Annotated in this window: 26 protein-coding genes; 7 read left to right on the top strand and 19 right to left on the bottom strand. The window is 63.5% G+C overall.

Annotation, left to right across the window (positions count from 1 at the left end):
- Nucleotides 1-2: 2 nt before the first annotated feature.
- From LB525_RS09970 to LB525_RS09950, 5 genes are all read right to left on the bottom strand, one after another.
- Nucleotides 3-722 carry an isoprenyl transferase gene (locus LB525_RS09970; protein ID WP_224544471.1) on the bottom strand — a complete coding sequence of 240 codons (720 nt, stop codon included), beginning with the start codon at nucleotides 720-722 and terminating at the stop codon, nucleotides 3-5.
- 31 nt (nucleotides 723-753) lie between these two features.
- Nucleotides 754-1308, bottom strand: a complete 555-nt coding sequence (gene frr, locus LB525_RS09965; protein WP_095765618.1) for a ribosome recycling factor — start codon at nucleotides 1306-1308, stop codon at nucleotides 754-756.
- 84 nt (nucleotides 1309-1392) lie between these two features.
- The gene (gene pyrH / locus LB525_RS09960; protein ID WP_095765617.1) at nucleotides 1393-2115 is read right to left on the bottom strand and encodes a UMP kinase; all 723 of its coding nucleotides are present in this window, start codon (nucleotides 2113-2115) and stop codon (nucleotides 1393-1395) included.
- Nucleotides 2116-2283: 168 nt separating this feature from the next.
- On the bottom strand, nucleotides 2284-3393 hold the full coding sequence (locus LB525_RS09955) for an aldo/keto reductase (protein WP_224544470.1): 1110 nt from the start codon (nucleotides 3391-3393) through the stop codon (nucleotides 2284-2286).
- A gap of 37 nt (nucleotides 3394-3430) precedes the next feature.
- Nucleotides 3431-3958, bottom strand: coding sequence for a nuclear transport factor 2 family protein (locus tag LB525_RS09950; protein ID WP_224544469.1), 528 nt, complete (start codon nucleotides 3956-3958; stop codon nucleotides 3431-3433).
- A gap of 114 nt (nucleotides 3959-4072) precedes the next feature.
- On the opposite strand from LB525_RS09950, the gene LB525_RS09945 reads away from it, so the two are divergent.
- On the top strand, nucleotides 4073-4999 hold the full coding sequence (locus LB525_RS09945) for a LysR family transcriptional regulator (protein WP_224544468.1): 927 nt from the start codon (nucleotides 4073-4075) through the stop codon (nucleotides 4997-4999).
- A 53-nt stretch (nucleotides 5000-5052) separates the two neighbouring features.
- Here the strand turns inward: LB525_RS09945 and tsf are convergent, their stop codons facing one another.
- The 5 genes from tsf to LB525_RS09920 form a co-directional block, all read right to left on the bottom strand.
- Nucleotides 5053-5973 (bottom strand): translation elongation factor Ts, encoded by a 921-nt coding sequence (tsf, locus tag LB525_RS09940; protein WP_140841281.1) that lies wholly within the window; start codon nucleotides 5971-5973, stop codon nucleotides 5053-5055.
- 121 nt (nucleotides 5974-6094) lie between these two features.
- The gene (gene rpsB / locus LB525_RS09935) at nucleotides 6095-6874 is read right to left on the bottom strand and encodes a 30S ribosomal protein S2 (protein ID WP_095765354.1); all 780 of its coding nucleotides are present in this window, start codon (nucleotides 6872-6874) and stop codon (nucleotides 6095-6097) included.
- A gap of 175 nt (nucleotides 6875-7049) precedes the next feature.
- The gene (locus LB525_RS09930) at nucleotides 7050-7661 is read right to left on the bottom strand and encodes a LysE family translocator (RefSeq protein WP_224544467.1); all 612 of its coding nucleotides are present in this window, start codon (nucleotides 7659-7661) and stop codon (nucleotides 7050-7052) included.
- Nucleotides 7658-7936, bottom strand: a complete 279-nt coding sequence (locus LB525_RS09925) for a DUF4031 domain-containing protein (RefSeq protein WP_140841277.1) — start codon at nucleotides 7934-7936, stop codon at nucleotides 7658-7660. Before LB525_RS09925 ends, LB525_RS09930 begins: the two co-directional genes overlap by 4 nt.
- 82 nt (nucleotides 7937-8018) lie before the next feature.
- The gene (locus tag LB525_RS09920) at nucleotides 8019-8849 is read right to left on the bottom strand and encodes a cell envelope integrity EipB family protein (protein WP_095765616.1); all 831 of its coding nucleotides are present in this window, start codon (nucleotides 8847-8849) and stop codon (nucleotides 8019-8021) included.
- A gap of 139 nt (nucleotides 8850-8988) precedes the next feature.
- On the opposite strand from LB525_RS09920, the gene LB525_RS09915 reads away from it, so the two are divergent.
- The 4 genes from LB525_RS09915 to LB525_RS09900 all read left to right on the top strand — a co-directional run bounded on the left by LB525_RS09915 (nucleotide 8989) and on the right by LB525_RS09900 (nucleotide 12061).
- Nucleotides 8989-9453 (top strand): RidA family protein, encoded by a 465-nt coding sequence (locus LB525_RS09915; RefSeq protein WP_224544466.1) that lies wholly within the window; start codon nucleotides 8989-8991, stop codon nucleotides 9451-9453.
- Between the two features lie 8 nt (nucleotides 9454-9461).
- Nucleotides 9462-10190 carry a glycerophosphodiester phosphodiesterase gene (locus tag LB525_RS09910; protein WP_224544465.1) on the top strand — a complete coding sequence of 243 codons (729 nt, stop codon included), beginning with the start codon at nucleotides 9462-9464 and terminating at the stop codon, nucleotides 10188-10190.
- Between the two features lie 55 nt (nucleotides 10191-10245).
- Nucleotides 10246-11460, top strand: a complete 1215-nt coding sequence (locus LB525_RS09905) for a GNAT family N-acetyltransferase (protein ID WP_224544464.1) — start codon at nucleotides 10246-10248, stop codon at nucleotides 11458-11460.
- 172 nt (nucleotides 11461-11632) lie between these two features.
- Complete coding sequence (locus LB525_RS09900) at nucleotides 11633-12061, top strand: HIT family protein (protein ID WP_140627829.1); 429 nt, start codon at nucleotides 11633-11635, stop codon at nucleotides 12059-12061.
- 90 nt (nucleotides 12062-12151) lie between these two features.
- Here the strand turns inward: LB525_RS09900 and clpA are convergent, their stop codons facing one another.
- From clpA to LB525_RS09885, 3 genes are all read right to left on the bottom strand, one after another.
- The gene (clpA, locus tag LB525_RS09895) at nucleotides 12152-14617 is read right to left on the bottom strand and encodes an ATP-dependent Clp protease ATP-binding subunit ClpA (protein ID WP_095765347.1); all 2466 of its coding nucleotides are present in this window, start codon (nucleotides 14615-14617) and stop codon (nucleotides 12152-12154) included.
- A gap of 6 nt (nucleotides 14618-14623) precedes the next feature.
- Entirely contained in the window at nucleotides 14624-14950 is a 327-nt protein-coding gene (gene clpS / locus LB525_RS09890) for an ATP-dependent Clp protease adapter ClpS (RefSeq protein WP_036258315.1), read from the bottom strand.
- A 349-nt stretch (nucleotides 14951-15299) separates the two neighbouring features.
- The gene (locus tag LB525_RS09885; protein WP_095765346.1) at nucleotides 15300-15629 is read right to left on the bottom strand and encodes a phasin family protein; all 330 of its coding nucleotides are present in this window, start codon (nucleotides 15627-15629) and stop codon (nucleotides 15300-15302) included.
- Nucleotides 15630-15918: 289 nt separating this feature from the next.
- Here LB525_RS09885 and LB525_RS09880 point away from each other — a divergent pair, with 289 nt between their 5' ends.
- Nucleotides 15919-17343, top strand: coding sequence for an SPOR domain-containing protein (locus tag LB525_RS09880; protein WP_224544463.1), 1425 nt, complete (start codon nucleotides 15919-15921; stop codon nucleotides 17341-17343).
- Nucleotides 17344-17386: 43 nt separating this feature from the next.
- Here the strand turns inward: LB525_RS09880 and LB525_RS09875 are convergent, their stop codons facing one another.
- The 3 genes from LB525_RS09875 to LB525_RS09865 all read right to left on the bottom strand — a co-directional run bounded on the left by LB525_RS09875 (nucleotide 17387) and on the right by LB525_RS09865 (nucleotide 20134).
- Complete coding sequence (locus LB525_RS09875; RefSeq protein WP_095765344.1) at nucleotides 17387-18085, bottom strand: molecular chaperone DnaJ; 699 nt, start codon at nucleotides 18083-18085, stop codon at nucleotides 17387-17389.
- 123 nt (nucleotides 18086-18208) lie between these two features.
- Nucleotides 18209-18646: a DUF1489 family protein gene (locus LB525_RS09870; RefSeq protein ID WP_095765343.1), complete on the bottom strand. Its 438-nt coding sequence runs from the start codon at nucleotides 18644-18646 to the stop codon at nucleotides 18209-18211.
- 84 nt (nucleotides 18647-18730) lie between these two features.
- Complete coding sequence (locus tag LB525_RS09865; RefSeq protein ID WP_224544462.1) at nucleotides 18731-20134, bottom strand: L-serine ammonia-lyase; 1404 nt, start codon at nucleotides 20132-20134, stop codon at nucleotides 18731-18733.
- 168 nt (nucleotides 20135-20302) lie between these two features.
- On the opposite strand from LB525_RS09865, the gene LB525_RS09860 reads away from it, so the two are divergent.
- Nucleotides 20303-21022, top strand: a complete 720-nt coding sequence (locus LB525_RS09860; RefSeq protein ID WP_140841255.1) for a DUF599 domain-containing protein — start codon at nucleotides 20303-20305, stop codon at nucleotides 21020-21022.
- Here LB525_RS09860 and LB525_RS09855 read toward each other — a convergent pair.
- The 3 genes from LB525_RS09855 to LB525_RS09845 are packed head-to-tail and all read right to left on the bottom strand — an operon-like array spanning nucleotide 20995 to nucleotide 23846.
- Nucleotides 20995-21792: a YdcF family protein gene (locus tag LB525_RS09855; RefSeq protein WP_224544461.1), complete on the bottom strand. Its 798-nt coding sequence runs from the start codon at nucleotides 21790-21792 to the stop codon at nucleotides 20995-20997. The genes LB525_RS09860 and LB525_RS09855 overlap by 28 nt on opposite strands.
- A 30-nt stretch (nucleotides 21793-21822) precedes the next feature.
- Nucleotides 21823-23388 carry an amidase gene (locus LB525_RS09850; protein WP_224544460.1) on the bottom strand — a complete coding sequence of 522 codons (1566 nt, stop codon included), beginning with the start codon at nucleotides 23386-23388 and terminating at the stop codon, nucleotides 21823-21825.
- Nucleotides 23388-23846, bottom strand: coding sequence for a GNAT family N-acetyltransferase (locus LB525_RS09845; protein ID WP_224528845.1), 459 nt, complete (start codon nucleotides 23844-23846; stop codon nucleotides 23388-23390). Before LB525_RS09845 ends, LB525_RS09850 begins: the two co-directional genes overlap by 1 nt.
- Nucleotide 23847: the final 1 nt, after the last annotated feature.

Below are 23847 nucleotides of genomic sequence, written 5' to 3'. Positions count from 1 at the left end.
GCCTAAAGCGCGACATCGCGGGCGGCGAGCCCGCCAAAGCGTCGTTCGCGGCCGGCAAAGTCGCGCAAGGCGTCGGCCAGGTGCTCGCGGCTGAAGTCCGGCCAATAGCAAGGCAGGAAAACGAGCTCGCTATAGGCAGCCTGCCAGAGAAGGAAGTTCGACAGCCTGAGCTCGCCGCTGGTCCTGATCACCAGCTCGGGATCGGGAATGCCCTTTGTGTCGAGCGATGCGGCAAAGCTTTCGGCCGTGATCGCCTCGCTCGTCATGTCGCCGCGTGCGACGGCCTCCGCCAGCTTGCGCGCTGTGCGCACGATCTCGTCGCGGCCGCCGTAATTGAAGGCGATGACCAGTGTCAGCGCCTCATTGCCGGCAGTCAGCGATTCGGCCTCCTGCAGCAGCCCCCGGATATCGGGCTGCAGCCCCTCTTTGTCGCCGATCACCCTCACCCGCACGCCGTTCTGATGCAGTTCGGCAAGATCGCGGCGGATGAACAGCTTCAAAAGTCCCATGAGGTCGCTGACCTCGGATTTCGGCCGCGACCAGTTCTCGGAGGAAAAGGCGTAAACGGTCAGGTAGGAGATGCCGAGCTCGGGTGCGGCGCGCACCGTCTTGCGCAAGGCCTCGACGCCGGCGCGGTGTCCGGCAAGGCGCGGCAGGCCGCGCGCCTTGGCCCAGCGTCCGTTTCCATCCATGATGATCGCGACATGCGCGGGGGTTGCCATGGTCTCGCTTTCGAGCCGGAAAACCCCGACCCTAAACCTGCATGATTTCAGCTTCCTTATCGGAAAGCAGGTGATCGATGGTGCTGATCATCTCGTCGGTCAGCTTCTGGACCTGGTCGGACCGCTTGCGCTGATCGTCCTCGCTGATGGTGCCGTCCTTCTCAGCCTTCTTGAGGAAATCCATGCCGTCGCGGCGGACATGGCGCACCGCGACGCGTGCGTTCTCGGCATAGCCATGCGAGATCTTGACCAGTTCCTTGCGGCGCTGCTCGTTGAGCTCCGGCAGCGGGATCCTGAGATTGGTGCCGTCGACGATCGGATTGAAGCCCAGATTGGCTTCGCGGATAGCGCGGTCGACCGCGCTGACCATCGACTTGTCCCAGACCGAGACCGAAATCATGCGCGGCTCCGGCACCGTCACGTTGGCCACCTGGTTGATCGGCATCGTCGTGCCGTAGGCCTGGACCTGGACGGCGTCGAGCAGGTTGCTGGAGGCTCGGCCGGTGCGCAGCGACGCCAAGTCGTGCTTGAAGGCGGCGATCGCCCCGTCCATGCGTCGCTTCAGATCTTCGAACTCGCCACTCATGATCATCTCCTCGACCCGTTCGCCGGGTTCACTGCTTATGCCGTCGTCCCGTCCGCGGTACCGTTCAACGGATCCCGGCTTCGGTTATTTGTCCGCGACGACCGTGCAATGGCCGCCGCCCCTTAGAATATCGCCGAAACCACCTTTTTCGTGGATCGAATAGACGATTATCGGAATGTTGTTTTCACGCGCAAGTGCAATCGCGGCTGTGTCCATGATCGCAAGCCCGCGTTTGATGACTTCGGCGTGGCTGATGCGGTCGAAACGGACGGCGTTCGGGTCCTTCTTGGGGTCGGCCGAATAGACCCCGTCGACCTGCGTGCCCTTGAACAGCGCATCGGCGCCGATCTCGGCGGCGCGCAGGGCCGCGGCCGAATCGGTGGTGAAGAACGGATTGCCGGTGCCGCCGGCGAATATGACTACCTTGCCCTGGTTCATATAGGCTGTCGCCTGGCGTTGGGAAAAACTCTCGCAAAGTTCCGGCATGGCGATCGCCGAAAGCACGACGGCATCGACGCCGATCTTGTTGAGCGAGGTGCGCAGCGCCAGCGAGTTGATGACGGTGGCGAGCATGCCCATGTGATCGCCGGTGACCCGGTCGCCGCCTTTGGAAGCTACAGCCACGCCGCGAAAAATGTTGCCGCCGCCGATGACGACACCCACTTCGACGCCCAGTGCGCGCGCCTCGGCAATGTCGGCGGCGATGCGGTCGACAACGGAGACATCGATGCCGAAATGCTGCTCGCCCATCAACGCTTCGCCGGAAGCCTTCAGCACGACACGTCGATAGAGGGGCTTCACCGTCATCTCATTCCTCGAATATCTCGGCGCGGCAATTTTGGAGGCAAAACCGCCCCCGCTTCGTCCGGCGATGCTGTCATGACGGGTTGACCCGATACACGAAGGGCGCGGCGATGTCACGCCGCGCCCTCGTGCAAAATTCCAGGCTTTTTCGGTCAGTTGCCGCCTCTTTGATCAACGGCTGGAGACGCTGACCGCCTCGCCTTCGATCATGACCGCGGGCGAATAACCGGCCGGCTTGTCGCCGGTCACGGCGCCGCCGGTCACCCGGACCTGGATCTCGGAGCCGAAATAGGAATGCGGGAACGGCGCCGGCATGGCGCTGACCTTTTCCAGCCGCGCCCGAAGCTCGGCGGGAATCGAAAAATCGAGCGCGCCGAGATTGTCCTGCAGCTGAGTGAGCTTCGTCGCTCCAAGGATGACGGAAGCGATGCCTGGCTGCGTCGCCACCCAGTTGAGCGCAACCTGGGCCATGCTGCGGCCGAGCTCGGCCGCCACCTTCTCGAGTTCCGCCACGATCGCCCAGTTGCGGTCGCTGAACTTCTGGAAGCCGGGATGCGTGGTGTTGCGGAAACCGTCGAGCCGCCCAGCCCTTCCGGCTTGCGTCGGCTTGTATTTGCCGCTGAGGAGCCCGCTGGCCAGCGGGCTCCACACCATGATGCCGGCACCATGACGGGTGCCGAAAGGCACATATTCATGTTCGATGGCGCGCTCGGCCAGCGAATATTCGAGCTGCAGCGCCGAGACCGGCTCGTAGCCGCGCAGTTCGGCGATCGCCTGGGCGCGGCCGGCATACCAGGCCGGCACGTCGGAGAGGCCGGTATGGCGCACCTTGCCAGCGCGAACGAGGTCGTCCAGCGTGCGCAGCACCTCCTCGGCCGGAGTAATCCTGTCCCAGACATGCAGAAGGTAAAGGTCGATATAGTCAGTGCCGAGCCGTTTCAGCGAGGCGTCCAGGGCCCGCATGATGTTCTTGCGGCCGTTGCCGCCGGCATTCGGATTGCCGGCCTCGGAATTCATGGTGAATTTTGTGGCGATCACCGCCTTATCGCGCAGGCCGCGCTCGGCGACGAACTCGCCGAGCCAAGTCTCGGCGGTACCGCCGGTATAGAGGTCGGCCGTGTCGAAGAAGTTGCCGCCCGCTTCGACATAGGCGTCGAACATCGCGCGGGCTGTGTCCCTGTCCGCGCCCCAGCCCCATTCGGTGCCGAAGGTCATGGTGCCGAGCGCCAGCCGGCTAACGCGCAGGCCGCTGTTGCCAAGCGTGTAATAGGTCATGGTCATGGTGGTGGTCTCCCGATTCTGAACTGATTCCTGCCGGTCACTGGCCGGGGGTGGCCTTGACCCAGGGATTGCCGCGCTCATGCGTCATGCGGAAGGTGAAGCCGTCGACCTTCCAGCCGGAGGCTGAGCGTGTCAGGTGGTGCTCATAGGTGCCCCAGACTTCCCAGAGCGGATCGCCATTGCCTTCCATCCGGTTCCAGGCATAGCCATTGGAGCGGACAGTCGCGGCATCGGCTTCGAGCACGACCTGATGGTTGGTTCGCAGATGCAGGCTGGTCTTGCTGCCCTTGAGGTTGCCCGCCCAGGCGCCGATCAGGTCGTCGGACGCGATGTTGGCCGCGGGCTGGCCGGACAGGCTGCTGAAATCGGCGGTGACACGCTCGGCGAAATAGCTGCGCGCCAGCTTCCAGTCCTGTGCATCCACCGCGCGGTCGATGGCGTCGGCAATGCGGATGACGGCGCGCTCGTCGGCAAGGGCCTGCCAGCCGGCCGGTTCGGCACCGCCGGCATCGACCGGCGCCAGCACCATTCCTGCGGCAAAAGTTACATGTCTCAACGCGTTCATTTGGTCTCTCCTTGGCCATCAGCCCGCCGCCGATGTGTTGAAGCCAATATGAGCCGGCTCAGGGGCATCGATAAGATTGCATTGTTCGCAAAGACTGTGCGATATCATTCATGAATGAATCGCGATCTGCTCACACACCTTCCGGTCATTGTCGTCGTGGCCCGACGCGGCGGCTTCGCGCTTGCCGCGGCTGAACTCGGCATGAGCCCGTCTGCCGTCAGCCATGCGGTGCGGCTGGTGGAGGAGCGCATCGGCCAGCCGCTCTTTGCGCGCACGACGCGCAGCGTCTCGCTGACCGAGGCAGGCAAAGCGCTGGTGGAGACTGCGGGCCCTGCCCTGCAGGACATCGCCGAGCGGATGGACCGCATTCGAGGCGTGAAGGGAAGGCCCGCCGGCCTGCTCAGGATCAACGCCTCCAACATAGCGATCCCCCTGGCGGTGACGCCGGTGGTCGCGGCGATGGCGGAACGCTATCCCGACGTGACGGTCGAGATCGTTGCCGATCAGGGACTTATCGATATCGTCGGGGAAGGGTTTGACGCCGGCATCCGGCTGGGTGAAATGATCGCGCAGGACATGGTCACCGTCAGGATGACGCCACCGTTCAAAGCCGTGATTGTTGCTTCTCCCGCCTATGTCGCAAAGCGCGGGCGTCCGCGCGACGTGGCCGATCTCGCCAATCACAACTGCATCGGCTACCGGCTGGTTCGGTCAGGCGCGCTTTACCGCTGGGACCTGAACGACAACGGCAAGGATGTCGTTGTCGAGACGCGCGGCACGACCGTCGTCACAGATTCGCTTGGCGCCGTCGATCTGGCGCTGGCCGGCGTCGGGCTCGCCTACGTCTTCGAGCCGCTGGTGCGCGCCGACCTTGCCGCCGGGCGCCTCGTCCAGATCCTGCCGAAGACAGCGATCGAAGAGCCCGGGCTCTTCCTTTATTTCCCGCGCCGCGCGTCGATGGCGCCGAAGCTCAGGGCCTTTATCGATACCGCACAAGAAATCGGCCGGGCGTCCATGCGGACACCCGGCCGAGTCGCCTGAGCTCGTGAGCTCGTCACCTTAAGGAAACGCCGCGCGCTCCCCTCGGATCGGAGCTATTTCTTGACCGCGGCCGCGACTTCCGCCGCGAAATCGGTCGTTTCCTTCTCGATGCCTTCGCCCAGCGCGAAGCGCAGATAGGAGGTGATCTTCGCCGGAGCGCCGATCTCCTTCTCGGCATCCTTCAGCGCCTTCTCGACGGTGATGTCGGGATTGAGCACGAAGGCCTGCTTCAGAAGCACCACCTCTTCGTAGAACTTGCGCAGGCGGCCCTCGACCATCTTCTCGATGATGGCTTCCGGCTTGCCCGACTGGCGCGCCTGGTCGGAGAAGATCGCCTTCTCGCGCTCGATCAGCGCCGGGTCGACCTCTTCGGCTGTCAGCGCCACCGGGTTGGTGGCGGCGACGTGCATGGCAACCTGGCGGGCAAAGGCGTTCGCGGCATGCTCGTTGCCGGTGGTCTCGATCGCGACCAGCACGCCGAGCTTGCCCAGCCCATCGGCAACCGCGTTGTGGACATAGGTCGCCACCACGCCATGCGGCACGGTGAGCTTGGCCGAACGGCGGAAATTGATGTTCTCGCCGATGGTGCCGACCGCGTCCTTGACGGTCTCGGTGACCGTCTTGTCGGAGCCTGGATACTTGGCGGCGGCAACCGCTTCGGTTGCGCCATAGGCGAGCGCGACCTTCGCGACATTGCGGACCAGTTGCTGGAACTGCTCGTTGCGGGCGACGAAGTCGGTCTCGGAATTGACCTCGACGATGGCGGCTTCACGCACGCCGGCGTCAACGCCGATCAGGCCCTCGGCGGCAGTGCGCCCGGCCTTCTTGTCGGCTTTGGAGATACCCTTCTTGCGCAGCCAGTCGACGGCCGCTTCCATGTCGCCGTTGGTCTCGTTCAACGCCGCCTTGCAGTCCATCATGCCCGCGCCGGTCAAGTCGCGGAGTTCTTTGACCTGTGCAGCCGAAATGCTCATTGTCGCCTCTTTGTCTCAAATGCGCCGACGCACCAACCGGGACTCGGGTGATGCGCTCGGCAAAAGCGCTTTAGCGCGCCAACTTATTGGAAAGATGAAGGCCGGGATCCGGCCTTCCTTATCAAGCTTCCGGAGCTTCTGCAGCCGGAGCGTCGAGCGCCGGCTCGACCGGAGCCTCCGCCGAAGCACCGATGTCGACGCCGAGCGCGCCCTGCTGACGGGCGATGCCGTCGATGGCGGCCTTGGCGATCAGATCGCAATAGAGCTGAATGGCGCGGGCCGCGTCGTCATTGCCGGGGATCGGGAAGTCGATCTTGTCCGGGTCGCAGTTCGAATCGATGATGGCCACGACCGGGATGCCGAGGCGCTTGGCCTCGAGGATGGCGATCGCTTCCTTGTTGGTGTCGATGACGAACATCAGGTCCGGCGTCGAGCCCATGTCCTTGATGCCGCCGAGAGCCTTGTTGAGCTTCTCGCGCTCGCGGTCGAGGTTCAGGCGCTCCTTCTTGGTGAGGCCCTGGGCCTCGCCGGAGAGCGTCTCGTCGAGCTTGCGCAGGCGCTGGATCGAGTTCGAGATCGTCTTCCAGTTGGTGAGCATGCCGCCCAGCCAACGCGAGTTGACATAATACTGGGCCGAACGCTGCGCCGCGTCGGCGACGATGTCGGACGCCTGGCGCTTGGTGCCGACGAACAGCACGCGGCCGCCCTTGGCGACGGTGTCGGACACCTGCTTCAGGGCCTGGTGCAGCAGCGGCACCGTCTGCGACAGGTCGATGATGTGGATGTTGTTGCGGGCGCCGTAGATGTAGGGCGCCATCTTCGGGTTCCAGCGGTGGGTCTGGTGGCCGAAGTGAACACCAGCTTCCAAAAGCTGGCGCATGCTGAAATCTGGCAGAGCCATTCTTTAGTTCCTTTCCGGTTGGCCTCCACGGACACAGGCATTTCGGACTTATGTCCTGATGCCACCGGAGGTCTCAGCCGGATTTCTCCCGGGCAGACACCAAAGTCCGTGTGTGGAATGAGCGCGCATATAGAGGGGAAGCGTCACAAACGCAAGCTGGGTGTCACTTCGCGCATCAACGTGCGGCAATCAGCGCACCGGTACCGATCATCGCGCCGCCAGCGAGCCTGTTCATGAGGCGCATGCGCTTCGGGGTCTTGAACCATCCGGCTGCCCGCCCCGCCATCGCGGCATAGAGGCCCATGGTGATGATATTGACGCTGACCACGACAAGGACCACGAGCAGGCCATCGGCGAAGGTCATGGTGTCAAGGTTGAGGATCAGCGGCATGATGGATGCGTGGAACAGAATGGCCTTCGGATTGCCGAGCGCAATAGACGCGCCGAGAAAGAATGACTGCGACAGCCGCGCCTGTGTCTGACGAGAGTCGTCCGGCTTCTGGGCGGCCGCCCGCCACATCCTGATGCCGAGAAAGACCAGGTAAGCGGCGCCGGCGTATTTCAGCAAAAGAAAAATCCACTCGAAGGTCTGAGCCAAGGCCACCAACCCGAGCAACGCCAGGGTGACCAGGACGGCGTCGCCCGCGGCGACCCCCATGCCGGCTATGAAAGCCCGCAAGAACCCACGCGACAGACCATTGGTAATGACCGCGAACATCGCCGGTCCAGGCGTGGCGGCGGCCAATGAGATCGCGACGCAATAAGCCAGGAACGCCGTCATCGTCATCGTCTTACCTTCCCGTTCGGAACCCGCACGCGGCGGAAGATCGCCACGATGTCCTCGCGGCTGCATTCGATCGCCCCAAGCCTGACCGCGCGATCACGCTCGAAGCCAGTGATATCGTAATGCGGCGCCGATGTCTTGGGTGGCCCCTGATAGGACGAACGCTTAAGGCCCAGCTCGGCTGCAAAGCGATGGAGTTCGTCGGTGTTGTCGGCCAGCAGATGGCACCAGCGGTGGCCGGCCCATTTCCAGATCGCCGCATCGACATAGACTGCCATCAGGCCCACCGCATTCGGTGAGCCTCACCCATGGTATTCGGAGGCCAAGCCTGCAATCCGGGCCGGCTGCCGTCAGCAATTGCTATTTCGACGCCGGGCAAGGCTTGGTCTGATCGAACAGCGACAGGTTCACCAGCTTGCCGGTCATCGAGAATTCGCCATAGTCCATGACGAGGTCGCGGGTGATGCCGTTCTCGTGCAGCTTGAAGCTGATCCGGTATTCGGGCACCTCTTCGCCTTTGTTATCGGTATCGTCGAAATAGGCGATGTCGACCGGCCAGTATTTGTCGGTCGCGAGCTTGGCCAGCGCCGGCGCCTCCGGGTCGGATTTCTGGACATCGGTCTTCTTGCCGACGATGACGGTGGTGGTCATCACCTTGTTGGCGTCCTCAGAGCCGTCGAACAGATTGGTCTGGTAGAAATTCTCGCCCTTTTCGGCCTTGCCGATCAGCTCGACCAGATGCTGGGTCGGGAACTGCGTCGCTGCAAGCTCGAGGCTGTTCTTCTCAGGCTTGTCGATCTCGACTTTGAGGCCCTTCTGCTCCCGGGTCGCGGTGCCTTTCACTTCCTTGTCGAGGTTCTGGTCGGTGAAGGATTTCGTCACGAACGAAAAAGTTTTGCCTTCGGCATCCTCGAACGTGGTCGTCTGCTGGTCCGTCAGCTTCGTGCCGTCGGCGGTGGCAATCTGGGTGACGAAGCGAAATTTCACCGTATAGCCTTCGCAGGCGGAACCATTGAACTCATAGACCATGCGGCCGGTGATGCCGGTAATGCCTGAGCGGTCGGAGGCCTTGTTGAGCGTGAGATCGTAGACGGCGCGATGCGCCTGCAGCGCGGGCACCGCAAGGGCCGGCGCCATCGGGAGCATCGCCGAGAAACAGGCGGCGGCGAGAAAAAGGCGCGTTGCGCGCATGCGTTGCTCCGATCGTCGCGGCCGCGAGGCAGACCGCAGGGAAAGATGGTCCAGCTTAAAAAAAGTCGTGGCGGAAGCGAGGCAAAAATAGCAATTTCGGCCCGGCCAACGCGGCGTCTTCCAGCAATAGGGAAAACCAATGAGCGAAACAATCGAAAAGCGGCTAAGCGATCTTGGCGTCACCCTCCCGGCCGCCGCCGCGCCCGCCGCCAACTACGTGCCCTATTGCCGCACCGGCAACACGCTGTTCACCGCCGGCCAGTTGCCGCTGAAGGACGGCAAGCTGCAGGCAAGCGGGTTGCTCGGCCGCGACATCGACACCGCTGCAGGCAAGGAAGGCGCGAAATTCTGCGCCATCAACCTCCTGGCGCAGGCCAAGGCCGCACTGGGCGATCTCGAAAAGGTCCGGCGCCTGGTCAAGATCACCGTCTTCGTCGCCTCCGCGCCGGATTTCGTCGAGCAGCATCTTGTCGCCAACGGCGCCTCCGACTTCCTGGTCGCAGCACTCGGCGAGCGCGGCAAGCATGCCCGCTCCGCCGTCGGCACCGCCTCGCTGCCGCTCAACGCCGCGGTTGAGATCGAAGCGATCTTCGAAGTCGAGTGAGGCTCAACATGACCGATCTGTCCTGGCTGATTGCGCAGCCCGTCGCGCATCGCGGCTTACACGACATGAACAAGACGCGCTGGGAAAACACGCTGTCGGCTTTCGCCGCGGCGGCCGAGCGCGGCTATGCCATCGAATGCGACGTGCATCTCTCGTCCGACGGCGTCCCGGTCATCATCCATGACGGCGATCTGAAACGGCTGACCGGCCAGGATGGCTTCGTGTGGCAACGCACCGCGGCCGAACTGGCGACGCTCAAGATCGGCGGCACCAAGGACCACGTGCCGACGCTCGAGGAGGCGCTCGACCTGATCGACGGCCGTGTGCCGCTGGTGGTCGAGCTGAAAGGCGTTCCCGGCCACGATGCGGGGCTGGTGGCCAGCGTCGGCCGGTTGCTCAAGCGCTACAACGGCAAGGTGGCGATCATGTCGTTCGATCACTGGCTGATCCGCGACTTCGCCAAGGACGCCCCCGGCATCCCCGGCGGGCTGACCGCCTATGGCAGGGACAACCAGTTGATCGAGGCGCATTTCGCCATGCTCGCGCACGATCTCGCCTTCACCTCCTATGCTGCCGGCGATCTGCCCAACCCCTTCGTCAGCTTCGTGCGCGAAAAGCTGAAGATGCCGGTCATCACCTGGACCGTGCATGACCAGCCGGCTGTCGACCTCACCTTCAAATATGCCGACCAGATGACTTTCGAGGGTTTCGAGCCCGGCCTGGTGAGAGTTGGCTGAGCCGAGTGCCTCAAACGTGACTTGTAGCTGCCCCTGCGAAGCTTAAATAAGCCCCATGGATCAGGGCGACGAAGACGATGGACGGGCAGCGAACGCGGATTATGCGATCCGCATCGCGGCGGGCATCGGCGCCTTCACCTGCGAGGAATGGAACGGCTTTGCCGGAACCACGCGCGGCGACCAAGAAAACGGCTACAACCCTCTGGTTTCATTCGCTTTTCTAAGTGCGCTGGAAGATTCCGGCTGCGCTGTCCGGCGCACTGGCTGGCAGGGTCATCACCTGCGGCTGGAAACCGCGCAAGGCAGGCTTCTCGGCGCCGTCCCTTGTTACCTCAAATCGCACAGCCAGGGCGAATATGTCTTCGACCACGGCTGGTCGGACGCCTTCGAGCGCGCCGGCGGCCGCTATTATCCCAAGTTGCAATGCTCGGTGCCGTTTTCACCAGTCACCGGCCCTCGCCTGCTGGTCGGCAAAGGCGAGAATGAAAGTGCGGTGAAGGCCGGACTGGCGGAAGGCCTGAAGCTGGTGACCGACAGGCTCGGCGTCTCGTCCGCGCATGTCACCTTCGCCACCGAGCCGGATGTGGCGACACTGGAAGCGGCGGGCTTCCTGCATCGCACCGACCAGCAGTTCCATTTCTTCAACGAAGGCTTTTCGACCTATGACGACTTCCTCGCCACGCTCGCCTCGCGCAAGCGCAAGGCAATGAAGAAGGAGCGCCGGGAAGCGCTTGCCGACGGCATCTCGATCGACTGGCTGACCGGCAAGGACATCACTGAAAGCGCCTGGGACGATTTCTTCGCCTTCTACATGGATACCGGCGGGAGGAAATGGGGCCGGCCCTACCTCAACCGACAGTTCTTCTCGCTGATCGGGGAGCGCATGGCCGACGACATCCTCCTGGTGATGGCAAAGCGGAACGGCCGCTACATTGCCGGCGCCATCAACTTCGTCGGTTCCGACGCGCTCTACGGACGCAACTGGGGCTGCATCGAGGATCACCCCTTCCTGCATTTCGAGGTCTGCTACCATCAGGCGATCGATTTCGCCATCGAGCGCAAGCTCAAGGTGGTGGAGGCAGGCGCGCAGGGCGAGCACAAGCTGGCGCGCGGCTACCGGCCGGTGACCATGCATTCGGCGCACTACTTCTCGCATCCCGGCTTGCGCAACGCCGTCGCCGACTACCTCAGGCGCGAGCGACGCGAGGTCGAACGCATGGCCGAATATCTCGAAGAGCACACGCCCTTCCGCAAGGATCTTGGGGAATAGCCGGCCTCACCGCGCGCCATGCCGCTGCGATGAAAACATGAAAACAGAGACTTAAAGCGCGTCGCCCGAATCCATTCCTTACGACGCGCTTTAGCGATCTCGCCTTAGCGCCTTGCCGCCCGTCGGCGGCTTCGCTACACCGGACGGTGAATGCAATTGGGAGTGTCACCCCATGGCCGAAGCCTATGATCCCGGCAATATCTTTGCGAAAATCCTGCGCGGCGAGATTCCGTCGCACCGCGTCTACGAGGACGATGCGGTCGTCGCCTTCATGGATGTGATGCCGCAAGGCATGGGCCACACGCTGGTGATGCCCAAGGCGCCGTCCCGCAACATGCTCGACGCCGATCCGGCAACGCTCGGTCCGCTGTTCGCGGTCGTCCAGAAGGTGGCCGTGGCAGTGAAAAAGGCATTCGACGCCGACGGCGTCACCCTCATGCAGTTCAACGAATCGGCCTCCGGGCAGACCGTCTACCATCTCCATGTCCACGTCGTGCCGCGCTTCGAAGGCGTGCCGTTGAAGCCGCATTCCGGTCAGATGGAGAAGCCTGAGGTGCTGGCCGAGAACGCCGGCAAGATCCGCGCGGCGCTGGGAAGCTGACCCAGCCTTCGACCCGGTGACTGCGCGCTGACCGCTCAAAAGAAAAGAGCCCCATTGCCGGGGCTCTTTTGCATTTCAAATGAAGGCCGATCAGCCCTTGCGCGGCAGTTGCGGCACAAGGCTGCGTTTATTGCCGTCCTTGCCCTTCGGCTCCGGCTTCTGCGCCACGGCCTTCTTGGGCGCCGGCTTCTTGGCCACCGCCTTCTTCGGCTTCGGCGAGTCTTCCGGCTCTTCCTTCTTCGGCTGCACGGGCGACTCGTCGGCGAGCGATTCGAGCTTCAGGCCGGACTCGCCGGTTTCCTTCTTCTCGACGGTGACGCGCACCGTGCCGCCCTTCTTGAGCTTGCCAAACAGCACCTCGTCGGCCAGGGGCTTCTTGATGTGCTCCTGGATAACGCGGCCGAGCGGACGCGCGCCCATGCGCTCGTCATAGCCCTTATCGGCCAGCCAGGCGATCGCGTCCGGCGACAGGTCGAAGGTGACGCCCCGCTCGGAGAGCTGGGCCTCAAGCTGCATGACGAACTTCTGCACCACCTGATGGATAACCGGCACCGGCAGCGAACCGAACGGGATGATCGCGTCCAGGCGGTTGCGGAACTCCGGCGTGAAGAGCCGGTTGATCGCCTCGACGTCGTCGCCCTCGCGCTTGGTCGAGCCGAAGCCGATCGCCGCACGCTGCGCGTCCGAGGCGCCCGCATTGGTGGTCATGATCAAGATCACGTTGCGGAAGTCGATCTGCTTGCCGTTGTGATCCGTCAGTTTGCCGTGGTCCATCACCTGCAACAGGATGTTGAACAGGTCCGGATGCGCCTTTTCGACCTCATCGAGCAACAGCACACAATGCGGATGCTGGTCGACGCCGTCGGTGAGCAGGCCGCCCTGGTCGAAGCCGACATAGCCGGGAGGCGCGCCGATCAGCCGCGAGACGGTGTGGCGTTCCATGTATTCCGACATGTCGAACCGGATCAGCTCGACGCCGAGCGAGGCGGCAAGTTGCTTGGCGACTTCCGTCTTGCCGACGCCGGTCGGGCCTGAGAACAGGTAGGAGCCGATCGGCTTCTCCGGTTCGCGCAGGCCGGCGCGCGCCAGCTTGATCGCCGAGGTCAGCGCCGTGATGGCCGTATCCTGGCCGTATACGACGCGCTTCAGCTCGATATCGAGCCCCTGCAGCACCTTCTCGTCGTCGGCCGAGACCGTCTTCGGCGGGATGCGCGCCATGGTGGCGATCGTCGCCTCGATCTCCTTGATGCCGATCGTCTTCTTGCGCTTGGCTTCCGGCACCAGCATCTGCGAGGCGCCGGTTTCGTCGATCACGTCGATCGCCTTGTCCGGCAGCTTGCGGTCGTTGATGTAGCGCGCCGACAGCTCGACCGAGGCCTTGATCGCTTCGCTCGTGTAGCGGACCTTGTGGAACTCCTCGAAATAAGGCTTCAAGCCCTTCATGATCTCGATGGCGTCCTCGATGGTCGGCTCGTTGACATCGATCTTCTGGAAGCGCCGCACCAGCGCGCGGTCCTTCTCGAAGAACTGGCGGAACTCCTTGTAGGTGGTCGAGCCGATGCAGCGGATGGCGCCGGACGACAGCGCCGGCTTCAGAAGGTTCGATGCATCCATGGCGCCGCCCGAGGTGGCGCCGGCCCCGATCACCGTGTGGATCTCGTCGATGAACAGCACCGCGCCCGGATAGTCCTCGAGCTCCTTGACGACCTGCTTCAGCCGCTCCTCGAAGTCGCCGCGATAGCGGGTGCCGGCCAACAGCGTGCCCATGTCGAGCGCGAAGATGGTTGCATCCTGCAGCACTTCCGGCACATCGCCTTCGACGATGCGCTTGGCGAGGCCTTCGGCGATCGCCGTCTTGCCGACGCCCGGATCGCCGACATAGAGCGGGTTGTTCTTGGAACGGCGGCACAGCACCTGGATGGTGCGGTTGATCTCGCTGTCGCGGCCGATCAGCGGATCGATCTTGCCGGCGCGCGCCTTGTTGTTGAGGTTGACGCAGTAAGCCGTCAGCGCGTCCTGCTGCTTCTTCTTGCCGCCCTCTTCCTGCGGTTCGGCGCCGTTCTGGCCGCCCTGCTCGTCCTCGGCGCCGCGCGGCGTGCGCGATTCCGAAGCGCCTGGGCGCTTGGCAATGCCATGCGAGATGTAATTGACCGCGTCGTAGCGGGTCATCTGCTGTTCCTGCAGGAAATAGGCAGCGTGGCTCTCGCGCTCGGCGAAGATGGCGACGAGCACGTTGGCGCCGGACACTTCCTCGCGGCCGGATGACTGCACATGGATCACGGCGCGCTGAATGACGCGCTGGAAACCTGCCGTCGGCTTCGAATCCTCGTCATAACCGGTGACGAGGTTGTCGAGCTCGGTGTCGATATAGGTGAGAACCGTATGCTTGAGCTCGTCGAGATCGACGTTGCAGGCGCGCATGACGGCGGCGGCCTCGGTATCGTCGATCAACGCGAGCAGCAAATGTTCGAGCGTCGCATACTCATGATGCCGCTCGTTGGCGAATGTCAGCGCCTGATGTAGCGCCTTTTCCAGGCCTTGGGAGAAAGCCGGCATGTTACCTCACTTCTTCTCCATCACGCATTGCAGCGGATGCTGATTCTGTCGGGCGAAATCCATGACCTGGGACACTTTGGTCTCGGCCACCTCGAATGTGTAGATGCCGCACTCGCCCACTCCATGATTGTGAACATGAAGCATGATGCGTGTGGCGGCTTCGCGGTCCTTTTGGAAAAATCGTTCCAGGACGTGAACGACGAACTCCATCGGGGTGTAGTCGTCGTTCAGAATGAGGACCCGGTAGAGACTGGGCTTCTTGGTCTTGGTTTTGGTGCGCGTGATGACAGCGGTGCCGCGACCGGGATCGTTGCGGTCTCCGTCACTTTGCATTCGCACCACGCCTGCCGTGGCAGTCAAACCGATCGTCACGTAGTCCAGCCTTTTCGAATCCTCATGCGAGTTCAACATGTAGGTTCTCGATGGACGATTTTAAGCCCTTCTGTTTAGCTGACAATATGGCTAGGTGGGCAAACTGCAGCGAATTTCTCAATCGTGAATGCGGCAAGGTGCGTCAGGTTGCGATCAATATGGCTAGGTGGGCAAACTGCAGCGAATTTCTCAATCGTGAATGCGGCAAGGTGCGTCAGGTTGCGATCACGCATGAAAAAACCCGGCCGCGTTTTCGCGACCGGGTCCTTTTGATTGGCCCGCTGGCCATGTCCGGCGTGATCGGGCGAAATTACTTCGCCTTGGCGACCACCGATTCGAAGGGCTTGTACGCTTCCTTGGCGAGTTCGGCATAGAGATTGCCGATCTTGCTGGCCTCAGCCACGAAGCTCTCATAGCTCTGCTTAGCGTAATCGGTCTGGATCTCGACGGCCTTCTCGATCGACTTGGCTGCGAACAGCTTCTCGAAGGCGGCGGTGCCGGCTTCGAAGCTCTTCTTGGTGTATTCGCCGGCTTCGGTGGCGATCGCCTGCGCGCCCTTGGTGAGCGAGGCGAAGCTCTTCAGCCCGGTGTCGGCAAATTCCTTGCCGTATTTCGTGAAGTCCTCATAGGTCTGGGTCATTTCATACTTCCCTTTGGTTGAAACGCCCTTTTTGCCCCGGGCGCCCTTGTGCAATGCACCTCAATATATTGTGCGATGCACAAAAGTCAAGAATCCCCTTGATATGCAGGGGGTCCAGCGCCGGCAGCCGGTAAAATTCGATTAAAGAGAAGCTCGATTTGCCGAAAAATGGTGAACGCGGCGGTTACCATAAACGGATTGGTAACGCCGGGCGCGATAGCTTGGCTGGAAGTGAGGCCGGCACTCCCTTTGCCGCCTCCGGGGCAACGAAAATTCAGGGTAAGTAACGGTGCGTCAGGCGTTGTCGGGGCTAGTCTCCAAATCTTTCTCCCTCAGGGCAATTATGATCGCCGCGCTCGCGATGACGGTTGTCGTCGCCGACGTAGCGTCAGCAATGGCAGCAAGAGCCTCGGCCATCGTCGTGGACGCCAAGACCGGCAAGGTGCTCTACTCCGCTGACGCCAATGGCCGGCGCTATCCCGCCTCGCTTACCAAGATGATGACGCTCTACCTCACCTTCGAAGCGCTGGCGAAGGGCAGGATCAGCAAGAACACCCCGGTTCCGTTTTCCGCTCATGCCGCCGCCGAGGCGCCGACCAAGCTCGGCGTGCGCGCCGGCGGCTCGGTTCCGGTCGAGACCGCGATTCTGTCGATCGTGACGAAATCAGCCAACGACTCGGCGACCGCGCTTGGCGAGATGCTCGGCGGCAGCGAGGACAATTTCGCCCGCATGATGACGGCCAAGGCGCGCCAGCTCGGCATGAACGGCACCGTCTTCCGCAACGCCAACGGCCTGCCCGACCCGGGCCAGTTCACCACGGCTCGCGACATGGCGATGCTGGGCATCGCGCTGCGTGAGCATTATCCGCAATATTACGGTTATTTCTCGCAGCGCTCGTTTCTATATGGCCGTCAGCGCATCAATGGCCATAACCGTCTGCTCGGCCGCATCAGGGGCGTCGACGGCATCAAGACCGGCTATACCCGCGCTTCGGGCTACAACCTCGTCTCCTCCGTTGCCGATGGCGACCGCCGCCTCGTCGCGGTGGTGATGGGCGGCGCTTCCGGCCGCAGCCGCGACAACCAGATGGCCGCGCTGATCAACACTTATCTGCCGCGCGCCTCGACGCGCGGCGGCGGCGATCTCATCGCCAAGGGCAACGACAATCCGATCAAGACCTTGGCCAAGGTCTTTTTGCCCAAGCATGACGCGCCGACTCCGGACGCCAAGCCGGCTACGGATGACGCTGTCGTCGCCTCAGCCGACGATGACGTCCAGGACGACAGCCAGCAGGTCGCCGAAGAGACGAAACCGGTGATCCAGATCAAGAAGGTGAAGACGGTTGCCGTGGCCGCGATGGCGCCGCCCGCCAAAACCGAGGAAGCCTCGGCCCAGGTCGTCACCGCTTATGCCGACCCATCGCCCGCAGCACCGGCGATCGATCCGGTCAAGACATCGTCGGTGCCCTCCGGCTGGGTCGTTCAGGTTGCATCGTCGCCGACGAAAACCGGAGCCCAGGCGCTGCTCGAAAAGACGAGCAAGCAGGCGCCGAGGGTCCTGGCGGACGCTTCGGGCTTCACGGTCGCTTTCGACAAGGACGGCACCACCTATTACCGCGCCCGTTTCGGCGGCTTCGGCTCGAAGGACGCCGCCTGGAAGGCCTGTGACGCCCTGAAGCGCAAGAAAATCTCGTGCTACGCCGTCGAGCAATAGGCGGCTGTTGAAATCTCCGGGAAAGTACCCGCGTCGAAGGAGACTAATCGTGATTGGAGAGCAGGACGTCCTTGGCTTCATTGATCCGCGCCGCCAGGACAGACGTGCCGCCGACATCGGCGTTCAGGCGCTGCATCAGGCGGCGGTGCGCCTTGCGGATATCCGCCGCGGCAGCCCCCGCTTCAAGACCAAGGACCTTGTAGGCCTCCTCCTTAGTCATGGAGCCCGCACCTGGCGCAACACCCAGCCCTTCGCCACCGTGCGGCTGCGCGTCCTTGCGCCAGACGGGAAAACGGCCGTCAAGATACGTCTCTAGGAGCTGGCGGCTCTCCATGTCCGGGCTGAGCTCGCCGTGAAGCTGGCGCAGGTCCGTCAGCCCCATTGCGCCCAGCATCTTGCCTTCATAACGCCCGGCCAGGACGAGCCCCTCGAGCTTGCCGCTGTCGTGGTCGAGGTCCATTTCGAGCGCGGCAGTGCGCACCGTCGAATGTTTGGAAGCGGCGGCGCGCGCCGGAGGCCGCCTCGTGCGTATCCAGCCGACCCAGGCCAGTGCCGCGAGCAAAAGCAGTCCGCCGATAAGGCTGCGGCCAAAGATCAGCATGGGCGCCCCGACCAGTCCCAGAAAAGCCGGTCCAAGCGATCTCAGACTATCGGCCATCCTTGCGGGATCAGCGCGCACAAAGAGCATGGCGGCGCCGAAAAGCACCACAAGCACCGCTGCCAAAGCGAGGATCACACCCATCGATTAGCACCGCCATACGGATGACCGAGCATAACAAATAGGATGGGACCAAGGTCCGGCGCTTGCAAGTCCCACATCGGACGAGCCGAAGGGCCAGCGGCGGGTTTGCCGGCCGGCGCGGCGCTACAGCAGGCCGAGCTCGGCGAGTTCGAGCCTGAGCTTCGGCGGCATTTCGGCGAGTGCCGCCCTGCCCTTGCCGAGATCGGCCGGCGCATCGGCGGGCTTCAGATAACGCCAGCCCTGGAAGGCGCGGCGCGGCTGCCAGTCGGTGCGCACCACCTCAGGGTCGAGCACCAGATGACAACGGCCGATGCCCTCGCCGTCGACGAAGGGCCGGATCTCGGTGATCAGTTGCCGGCACTGCACGCTGCCCTTGATCACCCAATAGAGCGAGCCGCCGTCGGTGATCTCATCGCCGCGCGTCGGCACCATGCGGGTGGTGTGCCAGTGCTCGGCCGGCTCGCCCGCACGGCGCCGCTCGTCGAGGCGGAAGGCGATCCACTCTTCGAGGTCCTCGACGCTGTCGCAACCGACGCACAGTTTGATGAGATTGAGTGACATGCCCCAAGATTTAGCCGCAAGGATTGACGCGTCAACGCCTTGAGCGACTTCTCCACAGGGCCAGCCTGGGGTCTCGATAAGACCTCAGCACTCCACCACATTGACCGCGAGGCCGCCGAGGCTGGTTTCCTTGTATTTCTCGTTCATGTCGAGGCCGGTCTGGCGCATGGTCTCGATCGCGGCATCGAGCGGCACGAAATGCGTGCCGTCGCCCTTGATGGCCAAGGAGGCCGCCGTCACTGCCTTCACCGCCCCCAGCGCATTGCGCTCGATGCAGGGCACCTGCACCAGGCCTCCGACAGGATCGCATGTCATGCCGAGATGATGCTCGAGCGCGATCTCGGCGGCGTTCTCCACCTGCTCGGGCGTGCCGCCCATGACGGCGCACAGCCCGGCGGCGGCCATCGCCGAAGCGGAACCCACCTCGCCCTGGCAACCGACTTCGGCGCCCGAGATCGAGGCGTTGGACTTGATGATGCCGCCGACGGCGGCGGCCGTCAGCAGGAAATCGCGGATGCTCGGCTGGTCGGCTTCGGGATGGAAATGCAGCCAGTAGCGCAGCACCGCAGGCAGCGTGCCGGCAGCGCCATTGGTCGGGGCGGTCACCACGCGACCGCCGGCGGCGTTCTCCTCGTTGACAGCCATGGCGTAGATCGACAGCCAATCATTGGCGAGCAACGGATTTGGCCGGTTCTGCTGCCACTGTTCCTGCAATTTGTCGTGCAGCTGCCGCGCGCGGCGGCGCACCTTCAACCCACCCGGCATTATGCCGTCTTGCGACAAGCCGCGATCGATGCAGCCCTTCATCGCGCCCCAGATCGCGTCGAGGCCTTCGTCGAGCTCCTCGCGCGGCATATGCTTTTCCTCGTTGGCGCGCTTCATCTCGGCGATCGAAAGCCCGCTCTTGGCCGCCATCGCCAGCATTTCGGCGGCGTTCTTGAAGGGGTACGGTACTTTCTTGCCTTCGGTCGTCACCGAGCCCTTGGTCTTCATGCGCTGCAGCTCTTCCTCGGAGACGACGAAGCCGCCGCCGATCGAATAATAGATGCGCTTGAGCAGCAGCCGGTCGGACGCATCATAGGCATAGAAGGCCATGCCGTTGGCATGGCCGGCCAGCGGCGTCTTGCGGTCGAGCACGAGGTCCTTGGCGGGATCGAAGTGGTATGTCGGATGCCCAGGCGGCGAAATCCGCTTCTCCGCGCTTATGCGGGCGACGATGCCGTCGGCTTCGTCGGGATCGACCGTCTGCGGTGTCTGGCCGGCCAGGCCGAGGATGACGGCGCGGTCGGAGCCGTGGCCGATGCCGGTATAGGCAAGCGAGCCGTGCAGGCTGGCGCCGATGCGGTCAACCTTGACGTCGGCGGGCCGGGGCCAGTCGCCGGCCAGGATCTCGTCGAGAAAGCGACGCGCGGCCGTCATCGGCCCCATCGTGTGCGAGCTCGATGGGCCGATGCCGATCTTGAACAGGTCGAAAACCGAAAGGAACACTGGGGCGTCGTCTCCTGAGGACCGCTCAAAGCTTACATATAGGAATTCCCAGGATGTTTCCGCTGTTTTGCATGGCGCGGCGCGGCGGCTGCCGACCTTGTTTGCTCCGCCAGCGACATCGCTTGCCGCCTGTCGAAGTGCCGGCACCCCTTGTGTTAAAAGCACTGGATGGGCGATTCACTTCATCTTTCGGCGGCCGATCTGGCGGCGCTGGCTTTCTTCCTGGTCGTCTGGGTTGCGCACACGCTCGCCTCGGACGGCAAGCTGGTCCGTCGCATGTCGCTGACCACGGCGATGAATGCCCAGCGCGAGGCCTGGATGCGCAATATGGCCGAGCGTGAAATCCGCATCGTCGACACCGCCATCATGGGCGGCCTGCAGCAAGGCACCGCCTTCTTCGCTTCTTCTTCTCTGATCGCGCTCGGCGGCTGCTTTGCCCTGCTCGGCGCCTCCGACCGAGTGCTTGAGGTTCTGGCCGACCTGCCTTTCGGCGCGGCTTCGTCGCGCGAAGCCTTCCAAACCAAGGTGTTCGGCCTGGTGCTTGTCCTGGCCTTCGCCTTCTTCAAATTCGGCTGGGCCTACCGCCTGTTCAACTATTGCTCGATCCTGATCGGCGCGGTGCCGACCCCGCATGGCCCGGCTTCGCGCAACCCGGTCAGCGAAACGGCGGTGTGGCGAGCGACGCGCATGAACGTGCTTGCCGGCAAGCACTTCAACTCCGGATTGCGCGCCGTCTTCTTCTCGATCGGCTATCTCGGCTGGTTCGTCGACCCGGTCGTCTTCGTGATATCGACGCTGGTGCTTCTGGCCGTGCTGGTGCGGCGCCAGTTCTTCTCGGCGGCGCGGCAAGCCGTGCTCGGTCAGCCGCCCGGCCCGGGAAAGAACTGATCGATCTTGCCGGACAGCCTGTAGGCGAAAAGCCCGATCCATTCGCGCAATGCGATGGTGGTCGCCTGCACCGAATCCACCGGATTGTCGCGGTAGAGGCCGACGCCTTCCCTGCCCGAGGTGCGATAGTCGACCGGCCACGGAACGGTCGCAAAACCCGCCGTGTCGAACAGCGCCTTGGCGCGCGGCATGTGGAAAGCCGAGGTCACCAACAGCCAGGTCTCGCCCGGCTTCGGCTCGACCAATTTTCGCGAGAACACCGCATTCTCGTAAGTGTTGCGGGATTTATCCTCTAGGATCAGGCGATCGGCGGAAACGCCTAAGGCGCCGAGCAGCCGCGGCGCCGTGTCGGCGTCGCCCTCGCCGTCGAGAAAAAGCGAGCCGTTGCCGCCCGATACGACGACCTTCGCTTGGGGAAAGCGCCTCGCAAGGATCGCTGTCTCCACCATGCGGTCGCCGCTGCTGTTCAGCTCGTAACCGCCGCGCGCCAGATTGATGGCGCCCTCGAAGCCGCCGCCAAGCACGACGATGCCGTCGACCTTCTCGGGCAATGGCGGCTTGGGGAAGCGTTCTTCGAGCGGATTGAGCATCATCGCGCCGACCGACGTCCAGGCCGAAAGGACCAGGATCGCGATGCCGAGCACACTGCCCGCGGCCGCCAGCCGCCGGCGCCCGAGCATCGCTGCCAGCAGGCCGGCAAGCAACAGGAAGATCGCCAGGTTGATCGGTTGGATGAAGAACCAGAGAATCTTGGAAAGATAGTAGAACATGCATCGCCCCTTGTCAGATGAGGGACGACGCTACCACCACTTCTCCGGCTGGAACCTGCCCGCCGCCTGCTCGATGACGTTGGCCGTCTGGAACAGCGTTTCCTCGTCGAAGGGGCGGCCGATCAGCTGCAGGCCGAGCGGCAGGCCTTTGCCGTCGAGGCCGGCCGGCACCGAAATGCCGGGAAGGCCGGCCATGTTCACCGTCACGGTGAAGATGTCATTGAGATACATCTTGACCGGATCGGAGGCCATGTCCTCGTCGGCGATGCCGAAGGCGGCCGACGGCGTCGCCGGCGTCAAGATCACATCGACGCCGGCGGCAAAGACGTTCTCGAAGTCGCGCTTGATCAGCGTGCGCACCTTCTGCGCCTGCAGATAGTAGGCGTCGTAATAGCCCGCCGACAGCACATAGGTGCCGATCATGATGCGCCGCTTGACCTCGCGGCCGAAACCGGCGGCGCGCGTCTTTTCGTACATGTCGACGATGTCCTTGCCGGGCACGCGCAGGCCGTAGCGCACGCCGTCATAGCGGGCGAGGTTCGACGAAGCTTCGGCAGGAGCCACGATATAGTAGGCCGGCAAGGCGTATTTGGTGTGCGGTAGCGAGATGTCGACGATTTCCGCGCCGGCGTCCTTCAGCCATGCGATGCCTTTCTGCCAGAGCGCCTCGATGTCTTCCGGCATGCCTTCGACACGATACTCCTTCGGAATGCCGACCTTCATGCCCTTGATCGGCTTGCCGATCGCCGCCTCATAGTCCGGCACCGGACGGTCGACCGAGGTCGTGTCTTTCGGGTCGACGGAGGCCATCGACTTCAGCAGGATCGCGGCGTCGCGCACATCGCGCGCGATCGGCCCGGCCTGGTCGAGCGAGGAAGCGAAGGCGACGATGCCCCAGCGCGAGCAGCGCCCGTAAGTCGGTTTGATGCCGACCGTGCCAGTCAAGGCGGCTGGCTGGCGGATCGAGCCGCCGGTATCGGTGGCGGTGGCGCCGGCGCAAAGGAAGGCGGCCACCGACGAAGCCGACCCGCCCGACGAGCCGCCCGGTACCAGCTGGGCGTTGTCCAAGGTCCGCGCCGTCTTCGTGCCGCCGGCAGACACAAAGCCGCCATCGCCCTGATGCGTCGTTGGCACGACCACCGTTTCGATACGCGAGCGACGCCACGGATTGATCACCGGGCCGTAATAGGAGGTCTCGTTGGACGAGCCCATGGCGAACTCGTCCATGTTGAGCTTGCCGAGCATGATGGCGCCGTCGGCCCACAGATTGCTGGTCACGGTCGACTCGTAGCGCGGCTTGAAGCCGTCCAGCACGTGGCTGCAGGCCTGGGTGTGGATGCCTTCGGTGGCGAACAGGTCCTTGATGCCGAGCGGAATGCCTTCCAGCGCGCCGCCCTCGCCCGTGGCCAACTTGGCATCGGAAGCCTTGGCCATGTCGCGCGCCTTGTCGGCGGTCACAGTCACATAGGCATTGAGCACCGGATTGGCGCGCTCGATCGCCGCGAGATAGGCCTCGGTGATCTCGGCCGCGGTGATCTCCTTGCCGCGCAGCTTGGCGCGGGCCTCGGAAATGGTGAGATGTGTGAGATCGCTCATCAGGCAAGGCTCTTTTCGTAAAACACCGACCACTCGGAATCGGGATAATCCAGCACCGGTCCGCAACGCGAGAATCCGGCGCGCTCGTAGACGGTCCAAGCGGCGGGGTGCCGATCGCCGGTTTCGAGAACCAAGCGCCTCAGCCCTTCCTGCCGGGCAAGCGCCTCGACACGTGCGACGATCTCGGCGCCGATCTTGCGGCCGCGATGCGAAGGCCGCGTGTACATACGCTTGACCTCGCCGACCGCATCGTCATGGCGCTTGAGCGCGCCGCAGCCGACAGCAAGGCCGTTGTCGCGAGCGATGAACACCGTCGTATCCTCGTCGGCCATCTGCTCGACGGTGAGATGATAGCAGTGCTCGGGCGGCGTCAGTTCGAGCAGCGCGGCGTTGAGTTCGGCGACCAGCGCGCGCACGTCGTCCTGCAAAGGCGTCTCGACGGCGATCTCGACAGCCACG

It is taken from the genome of Mesorhizobium sp. CA16, assembly GCF_020165175.1.
In the GTDB taxonomy this organism is placed as follows: domain Bacteria; phylum Pseudomonadota; class Alphaproteobacteria; order Rhizobiales; family Rhizobiaceae; genus Mesorhizobium.
This window is presented reverse-complemented; position numbering and strand designations above follow the sequence as displayed.

Excerpts from the sequence above, each read along its gene's own strand:
- clpS (WP_036258315.1), bottom strand. The coding sequence starts at position 14,950 with ATGCAAAGTGACGGAGACCGCAACGATCCCGGTCGCGGCACCGCTGTC.
- clpA (WP_095765347.1), bottom strand. The coding sequence starts at position 14,617 with ATGCCGGCTTTCTCCCAAGGCCTGGAAAAGGCGCTACATCAGGCGCTG.
- tsf (WP_140841281.1), bottom strand. The coding sequence starts at position 5,973 with ATGAGCATTTCGGCTGCACAGGTCAAAGAACTCCGCGACTTGACCGGC.
- LB525_RS09900 (WP_140627829.1), top strand. The coding sequence starts at position 11,633 with ATGGCCGAAGCCTATGATCCCGGCAATATCTTTGCGAAAATCCTGCGC.
- LB525_RS09855 (WP_224544461.1), bottom strand. The coding sequence starts at position 21,792 with ATGTTCTACTATCTTTCCAAGATTCTCTGGTTCTTCATCCAACCGATC.
- rpsB (WP_095765354.1), bottom strand. The coding sequence starts at position 6,874 with ATGGCTCTGCCAGATTTCAGCATGCGCCAGCTTTTGGAAGCTGGTGTT.
- LB525_RS09930 (WP_224544467.1), bottom strand. The coding sequence starts at position 7,661 with ATGACGATGACGGCGTTCCTGGCTTATTGCGTCGCGATCTCATTGGCC.
- LB525_RS09945 (WP_224544468.1), top strand. The coding sequence starts at position 4,073 with ATGAATCGCGATCTGCTCACACACCTTCCGGTCATTGTCGTCGTGGCC.
- LB525_RS09850 (WP_224544460.1), bottom strand. The coding sequence starts at position 23,388 with ATGAGCGATCTCACACATCTCACCATTTCCGAGGCCCGCGCCAAGCTG.
- LB525_RS09950 (WP_224544469.1), bottom strand. The coding sequence starts at position 3,958 with ATGAACGCGTTGAGACATGTAACTTTTGCCGCAGGAATGGTGCTGGCG.
- pyrH (WP_095765617.1), bottom strand. The coding sequence starts at position 2,115 with ATGACGGTGAAGCCCCTCTATCGACGTGTCGTGCTGAAGGCTTCCGGC.
- LB525_RS09860 (WP_140841255.1), top strand. The coding sequence starts at position 20,303 with ATGGGCGATTCACTTCATCTTTCGGCGGCCGATCTGGCGGCGCTGGCT.
- LB525_RS09910 (WP_224544465.1), top strand. The coding sequence starts at position 9,462 with ATGACCGATCTGTCCTGGCTGATTGCGCAGCCCGTCGCGCATCGCGGC.
- LB525_RS09870 (WP_095765343.1), bottom strand. The coding sequence starts at position 18,646 with ATGTCACTCAATCTCATCAAACTGTGCGTCGGTTGCGACAGCGTCGAG.
- LB525_RS09915 (WP_224544466.1), top strand. The coding sequence starts at position 8,989 with ATGAGCGAAACAATCGAAAAGCGGCTAAGCGATCTTGGCGTCACCCTC.
- LB525_RS09905 (WP_224544464.1), top strand. The coding sequence starts at position 10,246 with ATGGATCAGGGCGACGAAGACGATGGACGGGCAGCGAACGCGGATTAT.
- LB525_RS09885 (WP_095765346.1), bottom strand. The coding sequence starts at position 15,629 with ATGACCCAGACCTATGAGGACTTCACGAAATACGGCAAGGAATTTGCC.
- LB525_RS09970 (WP_224544471.1), bottom strand. The coding sequence starts at position 722 with ATGGCAACCCCCGCGCATGTCGCGATCATCATGGATGGAAACGGACGC.
- LB525_RS09920 (WP_095765616.1), bottom strand. The coding sequence starts at position 8,849 with ATGCGCGCAACGCGCCTTTTTCTCGCCGCCGCCTGTTTCTCGGCGATG.
- frr (WP_095765618.1), bottom strand. The coding sequence starts at position 1,308 with ATGAGTGGCGAGTTCGAAGATCTGAAGCGACGCATGGACGGGGCGATC.
- LB525_RS09925 (WP_140841277.1), bottom strand. The coding sequence starts at position 7,936 with ATGGCAGTCTATGTCGATGCGGCGATCTGGAAATGGGCCGGCCACCGC.
- LB525_RS09955 (WP_224544470.1), bottom strand. The coding sequence starts at position 3,393 with ATGACCATGACCTATTACACGCTTGGCAACAGCGGCCTGCGCGTTAGC.
- LB525_RS09875 (WP_095765344.1), bottom strand. The coding sequence starts at position 18,085 with ATGGGTGTGATCCTCGCTTTGGCAGCGGTGCTTGTGGTGCTTTTCGGC.